At 71.1% G+C, this 14,251-nt stretch carries 11 protein-coding genes; 1 reads left to right on the plus strand and 10 read right to left on the minus strand.

Annotation, left to right across the window (positions count from 1 at the left end):
* The first annotated feature begins 86 nt into the window (after nucleotides 1–86).
* Nucleotides 87–1,643 (plus strand): alpha/beta hydrolase, encoded by a 1,557-nt coding sequence (locus tag ABD355_RS37065; protein WP_344405421.1) that lies wholly within the window; start codon nucleotides 87–89, stop codon nucleotides 1,641–1,643.
* 231 nt (nucleotides 1,644–1,874) lie between these two features.
* On the opposite strand, the gene ABD355_RS37070 is transcribed toward ABD355_RS37065, so the two are convergent.
* The 10 genes from ABD355_RS37070 to ABD355_RS37115 all read right to left on the minus strand — a co-directional run bounded on the left by ABD355_RS37070 (nucleotide 1,875) and on the right by ABD355_RS37115 (nucleotide 14,142).
* Complete coding sequence (locus tag ABD355_RS37070) at nucleotides 1,875–2,099, minus strand: hypothetical protein (protein ID WP_344405422.1); 225 nt, start codon at nucleotides 2,097–2,099, stop codon at nucleotides 1,875–1,877.
* Nucleotides 2,100–2,287: 188 nt separating this feature from the next.
* Nucleotides 2,288–3,466, minus strand: coding sequence for an adenylyltransferase/sulfurtransferase MoeZ (gene moeZ / locus ABD355_RS37075; protein ID WP_344405423.1), 1,179 nt, complete (start codon nucleotides 3,464–3,466; stop codon nucleotides 2,288–2,290).
* 63 nt (nucleotides 3,467–3,529) lie between these two features.
* The gene (locus tag ABD355_RS37080; RefSeq protein ID WP_344405424.1) at nucleotides 3,530–4,279 is read right to left on the minus strand and encodes a spherulation-specific family 4 protein; all 750 of its coding nucleotides are present in this window, start codon (nucleotides 4,277–4,279) and stop codon (nucleotides 3,530–3,532) included.
* On the minus strand, nucleotides 4,267–5,226 hold the full coding sequence (locus ABD355_RS37085) for an NAD-dependent epimerase/dehydratase family protein (RefSeq protein WP_030929185.1): 960 nt from the start codon (nucleotides 5,224–5,226) through the stop codon (nucleotides 4,267–4,269). The genes ABD355_RS37080 and ABD355_RS37085 overlap by 13 nt, the downstream gene beginning before the upstream one ends.
* Before the next feature lie 175 nt (nucleotides 5,227–5,401).
* Entirely contained in the window at nucleotides 5,402–6,763 is a 1,362-nt protein-coding gene (locus tag ABD355_RS37090) for a hypothetical protein (protein WP_344405425.1), read from the minus strand.
* Nucleotides 6,760–8,487 carry a DUF3492 domain-containing protein gene (locus ABD355_RS37095; protein ID WP_344405427.1) on the minus strand — a complete coding sequence of 576 codons (1,728 nt, stop codon included), beginning with the start codon at nucleotides 8,485–8,487 and terminating at the stop codon, nucleotides 6,760–6,762. The genes ABD355_RS37090 and ABD355_RS37095 overlap by 4 nt, the downstream gene beginning before the upstream one ends.
* A 190-nt stretch (nucleotides 8,488–8,677) precedes the next feature.
* Nucleotides 8,678–10,417 (minus strand): dipeptide ABC transporter ATP-binding protein, encoded by a 1,740-nt coding sequence (locus ABD355_RS37100; protein WP_344405428.1) that lies wholly within the window; start codon nucleotides 10,415–10,417, stop codon nucleotides 8,678–8,680.
* Nucleotides 10,414–11,412, minus strand: a complete 999-nt coding sequence (locus ABD355_RS37105) for an ABC transporter permease (RefSeq protein WP_344405429.1) — start codon at nucleotides 11,410–11,412, stop codon at nucleotides 10,414–10,416. Before ABD355_RS37105 ends, ABD355_RS37100 begins: the two co-directional genes overlap by 4 nt.
* A complete protein-coding gene (locus ABD355_RS37110; RefSeq protein WP_344405431.1) occupies nucleotides 11,409–12,413 on the minus strand; it encodes an ABC transporter permease in 1,005 nt (334 codons plus the stop codon). The genes ABD355_RS37105 and ABD355_RS37110 overlap by 4 nt, the downstream gene beginning before the upstream one ends.
* A gap of 4 nt (nucleotides 12,414–12,417) precedes the next feature.
* On the minus strand, nucleotides 12,418–14,142 hold the full coding sequence (locus ABD355_RS37115) for an ABC transporter substrate-binding protein (protein ID WP_344405432.1): 1,725 nt from the start codon (nucleotides 14,140–14,142) through the stop codon (nucleotides 12,418–12,420).
* Nucleotides 14,143–14,251 lie beyond the last annotated feature (109 nt).

A 14,251-nucleotide genomic window follows, 5' to 3' on the forward strand; every position in this document is an offset into this window, starting at 1 on the left:
GCTCCGGCAGGTCTGGCTTGATCCGCCTACGATGGCCTGACAGCCGTCTGCTGCTCGATGCGGACGGCCCGCGAGGGGGGACGCACATGGCGCGATTCGTACGGTGGACGGCTCTGTGGGCCGCCGCAGCGCTCCTGGTGGGGGGTTGCAGCAGTGGTTCGTCGTCCGACGACGGCAAGGGCGGCGGGAGGACGAGCGCGGCCGCCTCGCCGTCGTCCGGCTCCCCCGGCACCACGGCCGCGCTGCCCTCCTCGCTGACCACACAAAGGCTCGCATGGGGCCGCTGCAAGGCCACCGACGACTCCCCGGCGCCGGGCAACGACTGGCAGTGCGCGACGCTGAAGGTGCCGCTGGACTGGTCGAAGCCGCAGGGCGAGACGATGGGCCTCGCTCTGATCCGCGCCGAGGCCCGCGGGGGCAAGCGCATCGGCTCGCTGCTGTTCAACTTCGGCGGCCCCGGCGCCCCGGGCGTCTCCTACCTCCCCTCCTTCGGCCCCACCTTCGCCAAACTGCGTGAACGGTACGACCTGGTGAGCTGGGACCCGCGCGGCGTCGGATCGAGCGGGGGAATCCGCTGCCGCAGCGACAAGGAGATCCAGGCCGCGGAGTCGGTGGACACCACACCGGACACCCCGGCCGAGGAGAAGGCCTACCTCCAGGACGCCGTCGACTTCGGCGAGGGCTGCGCGAAGGCCGCCGGAAAGCTGATGTCGCACGCGTCGACGACCGACACCGCCCGCGACATGGATCTGATGCGCCAGGTGCTGGGCGACTCGAAGATGCACTACTTCGGCATCTCGTACGGCACCGAACTCGGCGGTGTCTACGCCCACTTGTTCCCGAAGAGGGTTGCGCGGCTCGTCCTCGACGCCGTGGTCGACCCGAGCGCCGACATGGTGGGTCACGCCGAGAACCAGGCCAGGGGCTTCCAGCGGGCACTGGACGACTACCTCAAGTCGACGGGACAGGACCCGGCGCAGGGATCACAGAAGATCGCGGCCCTGCTGAAGCGGATCGACAGCCGCCCGCTGCCCACCTCGAGCGGCCGCAAGCTCACCCAGACGCTCGCGCTGACCGGACTGACCTACCCCCTCTACTCCAGGCAGAGCTGGCCCAGTCTCACCAGCGCGCTGAACGCCGCCGAGAACGGAGACGGCTCGGAACTGCTGTCGCTGGCCGACGGCTACAACGGCCGCGACGCTTCGGGGCACTACGAGACGACGACCCATTCACAACGGGTCATATCGTGCCTGGACAGCAAGTTGCGCCCGACACCCGCCGAAACGAAGAAGCGGCTGGCGCGGTTCGAGAAGATCTCGCCCGTATTCGGCGACTTCATGGGCTGGGACACCGCTGGCTGGTGCCACGACTGGCCGGTGGCCGGCCAGTGGGACACCCCGCCGGCCAGTGCGCCCGGCGCGGCACCGATCCTCGTGGTCGGCAACACCGGCGACCCGGCGACTCCCTACGAGGGTGCCCGCAAGATGGCCGACGAACTGGGCAAGGGCGTCGGTGTGGAGCTCACCTGGAAGGGCGAGGGACATGGGGCGTACGGAAACGGGAGCGACTGCGTGGACACCACGGTGAACGCTTATCTGCTGAACGGGACGGTGCCGAAGGACGGCAAGGTCTGCGCCTCGTAGCCGGGCAGCGGGATGCGCGGCCCGGCAGAGGATGGCGTTCCTCGGGGTGCTTCCATCCCGTCCACCATCGGCCAGGCAGAGCCGACCAGACACGGCCCATGGCGTACAGGTCGTCCGTACAGTGGCGCGCTCCACGTGGACGCCGTGAACCACGCCCGCTCCACGGTGTGTGGGTCGACGGCGGACGGGAGGGAAGCTGGGGAGAGTAGTGGGTTGAGGTGACCGTTCGACCTAGATCGTCGGGTAATCGAGCACGTTGCCGTTCGGGCAGTTGTTGGCGTGGATGGGAACGAAGTCAGTGAGAATCGGCAGCGCCGACACCTCTGCCCCTTCCAGCCCGCAGACGGATCCCGGCGCGAAGGTCCAGTGGGGGGTCGACTTGTCGTCGGCATGAGCAGGAACTGCCATGGCGACAGCGGCCACGGCCAGCGTGGCGGTCAGGATGATCTTTCGCATGCTCGCTCCAACGACCATGACAATCACCGGACACGGCTCACCATGGGCGTGTCCCCCACCTGCCGGAGCCGCGAGTACCAACGGGGAACGGGGTGCCCGACGCCGACCGACAACGACAGAAGCCCACGGCATCTGAACTGGTCAGAGCCGTGGGCTTCTTCAGTCTCGCTGGTCGGCGAGACCGGTGATCAGTAGACCGGCTTGTGCGGCTCGATCTGGTTGACCCAGCCGATCACGCCGCCGCCCACGTGTACGGCGTCGGCGAAGCCCGCGGACTTCAGGACAGCGAGGACTTCCGCACTGCGGACACCCGTCTTGCAGTGCAGGACGATCTTCTTGTCCTGAGGAAGGGTCTCCAGGGCGGTGCCCATGAGGAACTCGTTCTTCGGGATCAGCTTGGCGCCGGGGATCGAGACGATCTCGTACTCGTTGATCTCACGGACGTCGATGATCTCGATGTTCTCGCCGTCGTCGATCCACTCCTTGAGCTGCTTCGGAGTGATCGTCGAGCCGGCGGCCGCCTCCTGGGCCTCCTCGGAGACGACGCCGCAGAAGGCCTCGTAGTCGATGAGCTCGGTGACGGTGGGGTTCTCGCCGCAGACCGCGCAGTTCGGGTCCTTGCGGACCTTGACCTGGCGGTACTGCATCTCCAGGGCGTCGTAGATCATCAGGCGGCCGACGAGGGGCTCGCCGGTGCCGGTGAGGACCTTGATGGCCTCCGTGACCTGGATGGAGCCGATGGACGCGCACAGCACGCCCAGGACGCCGCCCTCTGCGCAGGAGGGGACCATGCCCGGCGGCGGGGGCTCCGGGTACAGGCAGCGGTAGCAGGGGCCGTGCTCGGACCAGAAGACGGAGGCCTGGCCGTCGAAGCGGTAGATCGAACCCCACACGTACGGCTTGTTGAGCAGCACGCACGCGTCGTTGACCAGGTAGCGGGTCGCGAAGTTGTCCGTGCCGTCGACGATCAGGTCGTACTGGCTGAAGATGTCCATCACGTTGTCGGCCTCGAGCCGCTCCTCGTGAAGGATCACGTTCACGTACGGGTTGATGCCGAGGACGGAGTCGCGCGCGGACTCGGCCTTGGAGCGGCCGATGTCGGCCTGGCTGTGGATGATCTGGCGCTGCAGGTTCGACTCGTCGACCTCGTCGAACTCCACGATGCCGAGCGTGCCGACGCCCGCCGCGGCCAGGTACATCAGCGCCGGCGAGCCCAGGCCGCCGGCGCCCACACAGAGCACCTTGGCGTTCTTCAGCCGCTTCTGCCCGTCCATCCCGACGTCGGGGATGATCAGGTGGCGGGAGTACCTGCGGACCTCGTCTACGGTGAGCTCAGAGGCTGGCTCGACCAGGGGTGGCAGCGACACGGGGACTCCGTTGGTCGGTCAATCACTACAGTTGTTCTCCCCGTAACACTGCCACGGCCTTCTTCATTCCGAGACACCCGTTCCGATCCGCGAGACGATTTCGTCCCAGTAGCCGGGCATGGTCTCCCACGGGTCGGCGCGGCCGCCCCGGTCGGTGCGGTCGGTGAAGTAGATCGTCGAGGCGCCCTGCCAGCGGGCGATGCGCAGTGCCTCCTCCAGGTGGGGGCGCGGCACCCCGTGGACGAAATGGCAGAAGCGCTCCGGCGGGTGGTCCGCGGTCCACTCGGCCACCTGCGACCAGCGGTAGTCGCTCCAGGACCCGGAGAAGGTGACCAGCTGGTCGGCGGTCTCGGCGTAGCCGGGGTGCGGGTGGGCGCCGTGGCCGAGGACGATGTGGGCATCGTCACGGATACCGCGGAGCGTGGTGACGGTGCGGCGGACCTCGGGGAGCCAGACGCGTTCGGCCGGGCAGCGGTCCAGCAGGAAGCCGTCGACCCGGTACCAGTCGATGTAGCGGTGCGCGTCGGAGATCACCTCGCCGAAGGTGCGGGCCCCGTGGGCGGTGTCGAGGTGGCCGAGGACCCGTACGCCCGCGTTGCGCAGGCGGCCGGCGGCCTCCAGGCAGTGCGGGTCGGGGCGGGAGCCGGGGCCGTCGGCCACGTTGAGGACGACCCAGTGCAAGGGCGTTCCGGGGCGGGTGAGTTCACCCCATTCGGTGGGGGCGACGAGGGGGTGTGCGTAACCGGGGATGCCGAAGCCGGTGCGGACGTCGGTGCTCGCGGTGCCCGCTTTGGTACTGGTCAGATACGGCATGCCGCCTCCATCCAGATGTCGGCGAGGGACTCTTCGAGGTTGATGCGGGGCCGCCAGCCGAGCCGGTCGCGTGCGGTGCGCACGTCGGCCTGCTGCCAGCTCCCGCAGCCGTCGGGGTACGGGTACGCGACCGGGGCCGCGTGGTCGGATTCGCTGCGGGGGTGGCCGATGGTGGCCCGCAGCGGGCCGGGCGGGCCGTCCAGTTCGTGGAGCGCGCCGCCGTATCCGGCCACGCGGGCGAGCATGGCGGCGGCGTCGCGCAGCCGGACGGCGCGGCCCGAGCCGATGTTGATGACGCCCTGCGCGGCGGACAGCGAGGCGGCGTGCACGGCGCGCGCCACGTCGCGTACGTCGATGAAGTCGCGCTGCACACCGAGGCCGCCGAGCTTGAGTTCGCCGTCGCCGGACTGCATGGCGCGGCGCATGGCCTCGGCGAGCCGGCCGAGCGGCGAGCCGGCGGGGGTACCGGGGCCGGCCGGTGAGAAGACCCGGAGGACGACCGCGTCCAGGCCCGAGCCCAGGACCAGTTCGGTGGCGGCGAGCTTGCTCACCCCGTACGGGCCGCCGGGGCGCGGGACGGCGTCCTCCGCCGTCGACGAACCCGGCTGGCTCGGGCCGTACTCGGCGCCGCAGCCGATCTGCACCAGGCGGGCGCCGCAGCCGCTGCGGCGCAGGGCCTCGCAGACGGTGGCGACGGCGACGGTGTTGTGGCGGGTGAGGTCGCGGGCGCCGCCCCGGGTGGCGCCGGCGCAGTTGATGACGACGCCGGGGTGGACCGCGTCGAGGAAGCGGGTGAGGGCTCCGGGGCTGCCGGACGCGAGGTCGAAGCGGACGTCGGCGTCGTCGCCGCGGCCGAGCGCGGTGAGCTGGACGGCCGGGTCGGCGAGCAGACGGTCGGCGACGAAGCGGCCGAGGTAGCCGTTGGCTCCGATCAGCAGGACTCTCATCGGGCGGCTCCCGGGGCCGAGATGTCGGGTCGGGAGGTGATCATCTGGGGTTCTCCTTCGGAGGGGGTGGTGCGCTTGCCTCGGGCGGCGGGCCCGGGCGCCTGCGGCAGGGCGTGGGCCGGCGCGCGTCGGAGTGCGTGCGAGTCGTGAGGGTGCGCCGGGGGCGGCTGCCGCGTCAGCACGGCCGGTCCGCGGGCGCATGGGCCGAAGCCCGGGTGAGGGTGCGGGTCGCGTGGATCAGCAGCGTCAGCGCGGCTGCCCCACAGGCCAGGGCCGGGACACTGCCGGGGCCCCAGTGGTCGACGAGGGTCTCCACGGGGGTGGCGAGGAAGCCGCACCCGGGGAGGCGGCCCGCGAAGACGGTGGCCGTGGCGGTGACCTCGGCCGCGGCCGTGGTGGTGAGGACGAGCGCCGGGGCGTGGGTGAAACCGTGTGTGGTGAGCAGGCGGGCGAGGAGCAGCAGGGCGCCCAGGGTGACGGTCTGGGCGTAGGCCGCGGGCTCGCCCAGGACCGCGCCGCACAGGGCGAGCAGGGCCGTCAGCGCGCACAGGAACAGGGCGAACGTGCCGATGAGGAGCGGTCGTACGGAGGCTGCGTACTCCTCCAGGGCACGGCTGGCGGCCAGTCTGCGGCGGGCGCGTACGGCGAAGAGGTGGGCGCTCCAGGCCGCGGGTGCGCAGGCCAGCATGAGGGCCAGGAGGGGGGCCGTGGGGATGGGCCAGGGGCCGTCGGGGCCTCCGGCGAGGGCTGCGCGCAGGAGTCCGTCGCCGAGGAGGGCGTACCCGAGGAGCCCGTACGTGCTCATACGGCTGCGGGGGGCGTGCGGGAGGGGTCCCGGGGGTCTGCGGTCCGTAACGCTGAGGGGGCCGCGGCTGAGCGCCGCGCGCACGGCGAGAGCGACGGCGAGGACTCCGACGGCGGCCGCGATCGCGCGGACCTGTCCGTGGGTGAGGTTCAGGGCGGTGACGGTCGCCGCGCACAGCGCTCCGGGCAGGAGGGTGAGCAGGGCCCAGTCGAAGCGTGCCCTGGGCACGTCGAGGGCTGCTGGGCGGCCGGCTGCACCGTCGTCGCGGGGTACACGCGCGTACATCTCCTCCGCCAGGGAGAAGACGTCCCGGTGCCGGAAGCGTGCGGCGGTCCGGTCGGTGACGCCGTGCGCCTCCAGACCCGCAGCGATCTCCAAAGGGTCCACCGCCCGCTCGCACAACTCGCGGTGACGGTGCATCAGCGCTTTCACCGGGTCGGCGGCGGCGCGCCGGGGAACAGCTGGAGCGTCCGCACGCGGGTGCGCCGTGGCTCGGGCGTCTGCACGCGCGCGAGCCGAGGGTTCGGTGTCGCCACGCGTGCGTGCCGGCGCTTCGGCGTCGGCCCGCGCGTATGCCAGGGCGTCATCGCCCCCGCGCCCACCAGGTACCGCCTCCCCTCCGGTGGTGTCCGAGCCGGTGGGCTCCCCCGCGAGCCATTCCTGTGACCGTTCGTCCCAGGCTCCGGGGCTGTCCGGGGTGCCAGGGCGGTCCAGTGCTCCCAGGTCGCTCATCGGGCCCCCTCGGTGGCCGGCATGGGGGGTGCGGGCCGCGGCGAGGTCGCGCGTACCGGGGTGCCCGTTGCCCAGCCGGGGCCGCCCCGGGCCACCACGCGTGCGTCCGGGTGGGTCCAGCGGCCGGGGAGGTGTGCCTCGGCGGGGACGGCGAACGGCAGGGGCTCTCCCGTGTCGCCGAGGACGACACGGCGCAGCGGGGTGCGCGAGACGACCTCCAGGTAAATGCCGTGAAATGCCGTGGTGTTCTGCTCGACGGTGAACAGTTCGAGCGCACGCGCGCGTGCCGCGGCGCCCAGGCGCTCCCGGCGCTCGGGGTCACGCAGCAGCGCCAGGCAGGCCTCGGCGAGCGCGCGCGGGTTGCGTGGCGGTACGACGAGCCCCGTGCCCCCGATGACCTCCACCACCGCGCCGACGTCCGTGGAGACGGTCGCGCGGCCGCAGAACATCGCCTCGACGAGGCTGATCGGAAAGCCCTCGACGACACTGGACAGCACGGTCACGGCGCCGGCGGCGTACGCGTCGGCGAGGCTCGGCAGCTCCGGGCCGCCGATCTCCTCGAAGGACACGGGGTTGTCGCCGACGGCGTGCAGTCCTGCCGCCTCGTCGGGGAAGAGCTGCGCGGCCAGCGCCCGGCAGTGCCCGAGATAGGCCTCGCCGTCGGGCCCGTCCGGGGTGCCGACGATCCGCAGCAGGGTCTTCGGCGCCTCCTTGCGGATCTCCGCGAAGGCGTGCAGCAGCGACACCAGGTCCTTGGCGGGTTCGACGCGGCCGACCCAGACCAGCGTGTCGGGGTCCGCGGACTCCGGGGACTCGCCGACCTCGGTGAAGCGGGAGGCGTCCATGCCCGGGTACACCGTGCGGAGCTTCGCGCGGTCGGCGCCGCACCGTTCCTGCCAGCGGCGGGCGTGCGCGTTGCCGGGGGTGACGATCGTGGCGCGGTCGTAGATCTCGGCGGCGAGCCGGCCGTGGAAGGCGGCGAGCAGGGACCGTACGGCGGGCGACGCGTCCGTGGCGGCCAGGTAGTGCGTGCGCAGCCGCACGCCGTACTCGGTCAGCAGCAGGGGTACGCCGTGGAAGTGGCGGGCGAGCAGTCCGGGCAGGGCCGCGGGGCCGCCGGACGTCGCGTGGCACAGGTCGGCCGAGCCGAGGTCGTCGTCCTCGTACCAGTCGAGCGAGAGGGGGCGCAGGGCGCGTTCCAGGTGCGCGGCGACCGCGAGCAGATCCGGTACGCGGGCCTCACGCGCCGCTCCGAGGGCGCCCGGCGCCCGACAGGCGCGCTCCAGGGCTCGTACGGCGGCCTCGGAGCGGAGCGCTCCCACCAGACCGCGCTCGTCGCGGGCGAGTTCGGCGAGCCCGTACAGCGCGCTGCCGAAACGGTCCGCCTCAGTGGCCGGGGTCTCCTCCGAAGCCCTGGAAGGATCCTGGGGGTTCCCCGCGCACAGCGCCGCCGCCAACTCCCCGTAGCACTCGGCGAACCGCCGCCGCGCCCGGCGCCCGTAGCTCGTCCCGTCGTCCTCGGCCGTCCACAGCGGCGCCGTACGCACCCGGCCGACCTGCGGCGGGAGCGGGACCCAGCCCTCGCTCTCCTGGCGCTCGCTGCGGCTGAGCGCGTAGACGTCGAACTCGTGCTGCCCGAGCCCGCGCACGAGCCGGTCGCACCAGAGCCTGGCGTCACCGCTCAGATACGGATAGCCACCCTCCGTAAGCAGTCCGATGCGCACGAGCGCACCCCCGATCTCCCGTATGGGGAGCCGCCGTTGACCCGGCGGCTCGCAGCGGGAAGAACGTATGCGGACAAGGCGGTGGCGCGACGGACGGTTGTCCATCGCGCCACCAAAAGGGGTGAACGGTCGTAACTTTCCCGTGCGGATCGCGTTCGATCGCGCTACGAGATCAAGCAGTTACGTTACGTCAGGCCGCGGCCAGTTCCCGCCGGGCGGCCCTGCGCCGGGCCGCGACCTGGGGGTCGAGTGCGGGTACGGCGGCGAGCAGCTGCTTGGTGTACGGCTCCTGGGGGTTGTCGTACACCTCGTCGGCGGGCCCGGACTCGACGATCCGGCCGCCGCGCATCACCGCGACCCGGTCGCTGACCTGTCGTACGACGGCGAGGTCGTGGGCGACGAAGACGAGCGCGAGCCCGAGTTCGCGCTGCAGCTCGCCGAGCAGGGCCACCACCTGGGCCTGCGTGGTCACGTCCAGCGCGGAGACGGGCTCGTCGCAGACGATGACGCGCGGGTCGGCCGCGAGTGCCCGGGCGATGCCCACGCGCTGGCGCTGGCCGCCGCTGAACTCGTGCGGGTAGCGGTCGTAGTGCGCTCCTTCGAGCCCGACGCGCTCCAGCAGTTCCGTCACGCGCTGCCTGATGCCCCTCTCGTCCCGTTCGCCACGCGCGCGTAGCGGATCGGCGATCGACTCGCCCACGCTGCGACGGGGGTTGAGGGAGGAGACGGGGTCCTGGAACACCATCTGGACGGCCGGATTCACGCCCACGCGCGCGTGCCCCTCGTAGCGGACCTCACCCGCGGTCGGCTCCAACAGCCCGACCAGCATCCGCCCGAGCGTCGTCTTGCCGCTGCCGCTCTCGCCGACGACGCCGAGTGTCTCGCCACGGCGGAGGGTCAACGACACGTCGTCCACGGCGGCGAACGCCCGCTTGCCGCGCCCGAATTCACGCCGCAGCCCGGCCGCCTCCAGGACGACGTCCCCGGAAGCACCCGAAGGAACACCGCGGGAGTTCTCCCTCACGGTGGCCGGCGAGGCAGCCTCGGTGCTCTCCCCCGACGAGACCGCCGCGGGGCCCTCCGCCAAGGCTTCCGGCGGGGTGTCCCCGCCATCCGTCGTCGCGGATTCCGGGACGGCCCCAGGTATCGTCCGCCGCGCGTCCACGCGCGGGACCGCTGCCAGGAGGGCGCGCGTGTAGGGCTCCGTAGGGGCGTCCAGTACGTCCGTGACCGGGCCGTGTTCGACCACGCGCCCGTGGCGCATGACGAGGACCTCGTCGACGCTCTCGGCGGCGACGCCCACGTCGTGCGTGACGAGCAGCAGCCCCATGCCCGTCTCCTCGCGCAGGGTGTGCAGCAGGTCGAGGATCTGGGCCTGGACGGTGACGTCGAGCGCGGTGGTCGGCTCGTCCGCGATCAGCAGCTCGGGCTCGCAGGCGAGTGCCATGGCGATGAGCGCACGCTGGCGCATGCCGCCGCTGAACTCGTGCGGGCGGGAGCGGGACCGGCGTTGTGCGTCCGGAATTCCCACCCGGTCGAGCACCTCCACCGCACGCGCGCGTGCCGCCCGTCGTGACACGCGCGTGTGCACGCGGTACACCTCGGCGATCTGGTCGCCGATCGCGTAGTACGGGTCGAGGGACGACAGGGGGTCCTGGAAGACCATCGCGGCCTTTGCGCCGCGCAGCCGCCGCAGTTCGTCCTCCGGCGCCTGCCGTACGTCGGTGCCGACGACTTCGATCGAGCCCCCGACCCGCGCGCCGGTGCCCCGGTGCAGCCCCAGCAGCGCCGAGGCGACGGTGGACTTCCCGGAGCCTGACTCGCCGACCAGGGCCAGGGCGGCGCCCTGTTCCAGGCGGAAGGAGAGGCCGTCGACGGCCCGCAGGTCTCCGAACTCGACGGACAGATCCGTGACTTGGACGAGACTCACGTCAGTACCACCCGTCGGTCGGCCAGCGCGTACAGCACGTCCGCGACGGCGTTGGCGAGGACCACGAAGAAGCCGATCACCAGGACCATGCCGACGACGACCGGCAGGTCGACCACGGTGACGGCGTGGACGAGTTCCTGGCCGATGCCGGGGAGGCCGAAGAGGGTCTCGGTGAGCACGGCGCCGCCGATCGACGAGCCGACGTTGTTGGCGTTTAGCGCGATGACGGGCGCCAGCGCCCCGCGCAGCGCGTGCCGTCCCACGATCGTCCGCTCGGCGACGCCGTAGGCCCGGAACGTGCGGATGTGGTCCTCGGCCAGGGTCTCCAGCATCGACGACCTGGTCAGCCTGGCGAACGCCGCGGCCTCGGTGAGGGCGAGCGAGAACCACGGCAGGAGCAGGTTCCAGGCCCACTGCTCGGGGTCGTCGGTGAAGTTCACGTACTGCGGGAAGGGCAGCAGCTGCAGTTCGCCGCAGACGACGATCATCAGGACCAACCCGATGACGAAGACCGGCGTGGCCCAGCCCGCGAGGGTGAGGGCGGTCAGCACGCGCTCGGTGAACCGGCCGCGCCGCCAGGCGGAGAGCACACCGGTACCGACGCCGAGCACCAACCACAGCAGCATGGCGCCGAGCACGAGCGAGAGACTCACCGGGAGCTTCGTGAGGATGAGGGCCATGACCTGCTGGTCGCTCTGGTAGGAGAGCCCGAGGCAGGGGGCCGAGCAGTGCTCCACCGAGGTGCCCGTGGAGTAGTCCTGGCCGACGACCAGGCCCTCCAGGAAGTGCCAGTAGCGCAGGTACAGCGGATCGCCGAGCTTCAGTTGCTGCGCCACCTGGTACACCTGCTCCGGGGAGCAGCGCGGGCCGCAGGTGATCTGGGCGACGTTGCCGGGGGTGGCGTAGAAGACGACGTAGACGATCACCGAGATGGCCAGCAGGGTCACCACGGCGCCGATGGTGCGACGCAGGAGAAAGCCTCCGAAGCCGCTCATGCGGTTTCCTCCTTGTCGGCCCTGGCCTCACGCCTGCTGCCCGTGCCGACGCTCAGACGGGAGGCCGCGCGCGGGTCGAGGGCGACGCGGACGCCGTCGCCGAGGACGGTCAGCGCGAGGACGGTGACGAACAGCGAGCCCGCCGGGAGCAGCAGGTACTGCGGGGCCGCCTGGTACCAGACGTCCGCGGCGGTGAGCATCTGTCCCCAGGACGGCGTCGGCGGCTTCACTCCGACGCCGAGGAACGACAGGGCGGCCTCGATGCTGATGTTGACCGGTATGAGGATCGCTGCGTACGTGATGACCGGCGCGGCGAGCCCCGGCAGCAGCTCCCTGCGAGCGATACGCCAGGTGCCCCAGCCGCTGAGCCGCGCGGCGGACACGTAGTCGAGCCCCTGCAGGGTGAGCGTCTGGGCGCGCACGATCTTGGCGATGTTGCCCCAGGCGATGAACCCGATGACCAGGGTGACCAGTACAGGTCGCGGGAAGCCCGCCGGGACGATCGCGAGCAGGGCCAACGACATGATCATCAATGGCATGGCGACGAAGATGTCGGTGATCCGGCTCAGCAGTTGATCAACCCATCCACGGCCGAGTGCGGAGGCGATGCCCATCACCACACCCACGACGACCTGGATGACCGTCGCGGCGAGTGCGACCCCCAGTGAGACCCGCGCCCCGTACACCAGCCGGGCGAACAGATCCCGCCCGGTCTGCGGCTCGACGCCCAGCCAGTGGTCCGCGCCGATGCCCCCGAAGGAGCCGGTCGGCACGCCTCCGCGCGCGGAGTCGACGAGCGAGGGATGGTACGTGGTGGGGTCCTGGCCCTCGAGGGCGGTGAGGAGGGGTGCGGCGAGCGCGACCAGGACCAGCAGCGCGACGACGGCCGCCGCGACGAGGGCGGCGCGCTGCGTGCGCAGCCGCCGCCAGAACTGACGGGCCGCCGAGGCCCCCGAGGAGGAGACCTCGGGGACCTGGGTGGCGACAAGTGCCTCGCTCACGGCGCTACTTCACCGCGACCTGCGAGATGTCCAGCACACCGGTCCAGTCGCTGATCACGACGTTCCTGATGTCCTTGCCGACCAGGCGCTTGTAGACGGGGTGGAACAGCGGCACGGTCAGCGCCTGCTCGCCGATCTTCTTGTCCAGTGCACCCCACCTCTTGGCCGCAGCGTCAAGATCGGTCAACTTGTTGATCGCGTCAATCTCGGCATTGACCGACTTGTCATTGAGCAGGCCGGTGTTGAAGTTCGCGCCGTCCTTGACGATCTGCCGGCCGTCGAAGATCGGGGCGAGGAAGGGACCGCCGGAGGGCCAGTCGGCACCCCAGTGAGTGAGGAAGAACCCGGGCTCGGTCTTCACGTTGTGGATCTTGTCCGAGTAGTCGTTGTCCTCCAGGCCCTGCAGCTTGACCGTGATCCCGGACTGCTTGAGGGCGTCCTGGACGGCGGTCGCGATCTCCGGGCTGGTCTCGAAGTTCTTGGCGTTGGAGTGCGTCAGCGTGACGGTGAGCCCGTTCTTGTAACCGGCCTGTGCCAGCAGCTCCTTGGCCTTCGCCGGGTTGCCCGTCCTGCCCGCCGGGAAGAGGTCGTACGGCGTGTAGCCGAAGGACTTCTGGTCGGGCAGGTAGGTGGTGGCGGCCTCGGCGAGCGCGGAACCGCCCGCCGCATTGATCACCGACGACCGGTCGATGGCGTACGAGATCGCCTGTCGCACCCTGACGTCGTTGAACGGCTTGACGGTCGGGTTGAACGCTATGTAGTCCGTCTGGCCGAAGTGCCCGGTGCCGACGCGCGAGGCGAGCTCCTTGTCGCCCGTCACCTTGGCGAGTTCGGCCGGGCCGAGGTTGGTGTCCACCGTGACAGAGGTCGCGTCCGTAGCCTGAGACGCCGACAGCCGCTGGTTGATCACGGACGGGTCCAGACCCGACTTCACATCGACCTTGTCCGGATACGCCTTGCGCTCGGCGTCCGTCGCCGTCGACCAGTACGGGTTGCGCTCGAGGAGGATGTGCTCGCCGTTGTTCTCGTTCTTCACGACCTTGTACGGGCCGGACGAGACCGGGTGCTGCGCGTACTTCGTACCCGTGTCCTTGCTCTTCGGAACGGGCGTGAACTGCGTCTGCGTGGCCAGGTACGGGAACTCGCCCTCGGGCTTGTTCAGATGGAAGACGATGGTCCGGGCATCCGGCGTCTCGATCGCCGACAGGCCCTTCTTGTCCTTGTACGGCCCCTGGTAGTCCGCCGCGCCGACCAGCCAGTCCCGCAAGTAGGGGGCTCCACCGGACAGTTCGGGCGCGAAGGAGCGCTCGATGCCATACTTGATGTCGGCGGACGTGATCGCGGTGCCGTCCTCGTACTTGAGGCCCTGCTTCAGGGTGTACGTCCACACGGTCGCGTCCTTGTTGGGGCGCCCGGTGTCGGTGGCGAGGTCCGGGACGACCTTGGCACCGGCCGCGCCGTTCTCGCGGTTGCGCGTGGTGAGCGTACGGAAGACCAGGGAGGGGACGTTGCCGCCGCCGGAGGTGTACAGGCGGGCCGGGTCGAAGTTCTCCGTCGATCCCGTACCGGCGTCCAGCACCGTAAGAGTGCCGCCCTTGTGCGGCGTGGAGTCGCCACCGGAGCCCTTGGCATCGTTGTCCTTCGGCCCGCAGGCGGCGGCGCCCAGGGCCAGAACCAGGCCTATGGATGTCGCCGCCAAGCGGGCGCTGTTCATGGACGGTTGACGCATCGGAATGACGACCTCTCGGAGTGGTTCGGGCCGGTGAACCAGGAACCAGCCCGAATGGTGAGACGGATGGACGAGGAGTGAGACGGAAGTGAACAGACCTCTGCCCGGG

This window comes from Streptomyces longisporus (assembly GCF_039532765.1).
Taxonomy (GTDB): Bacteria; Actinomycetota; Actinomycetes; order Streptomycetales; family Streptomycetaceae; genus Streptomyces; species Streptomyces longisporus.

Bases quoted from the DNA above. Each gene is read 5' to 3' on its own strand.
- ABD355_RS37065 (WP_344405421.1), top strand. From the start codon at position 87: ATGGCGCGATTCGTACGGTGGACGGCTCTGTGGGCCGCCGCAGCGCTC.
- ABD355_RS37070 (WP_344405422.1), bottom strand. From the start codon at position 2,099: ATGCGAAAGATCATCCTGACCGCCACGCTGGCCGTGGCCGCTGTCGCC.
- ABD355_RS37080 (WP_344405424.1), bottom strand. From the start codon at position 4,279: ATGCCGTATCTGACCAGTACCAAAGCGGGCACCGCGAGCACCGACGTC.
- ABD355_RS37085 (WP_030929185.1), bottom strand. From the start codon at position 5,226: ATGAGAGTCCTGCTGATCGGAGCCAACGGCTACCTCGGCCGCTTCGTC.
- ABD355_RS37090 (WP_344405425.1), bottom strand. From the start codon at position 6,763: ATGAGCGACCTGGGAGCACTGGACCGCCCTGGCACCCCGGACAGCCCC.
- ABD355_RS37105 (WP_344405429.1), bottom strand. From the start codon at position 11,412: ATGAGCGGCTTCGGAGGCTTTCTCCTGCGTCGCACCATCGGCGCCGTG.
- ABD355_RS37115 (WP_344405432.1), bottom strand. From the start codon at position 14,142: ATGCGTCAACCGTCCATGAACAGCGCCCGCTTGGCGGCGACATCCATA.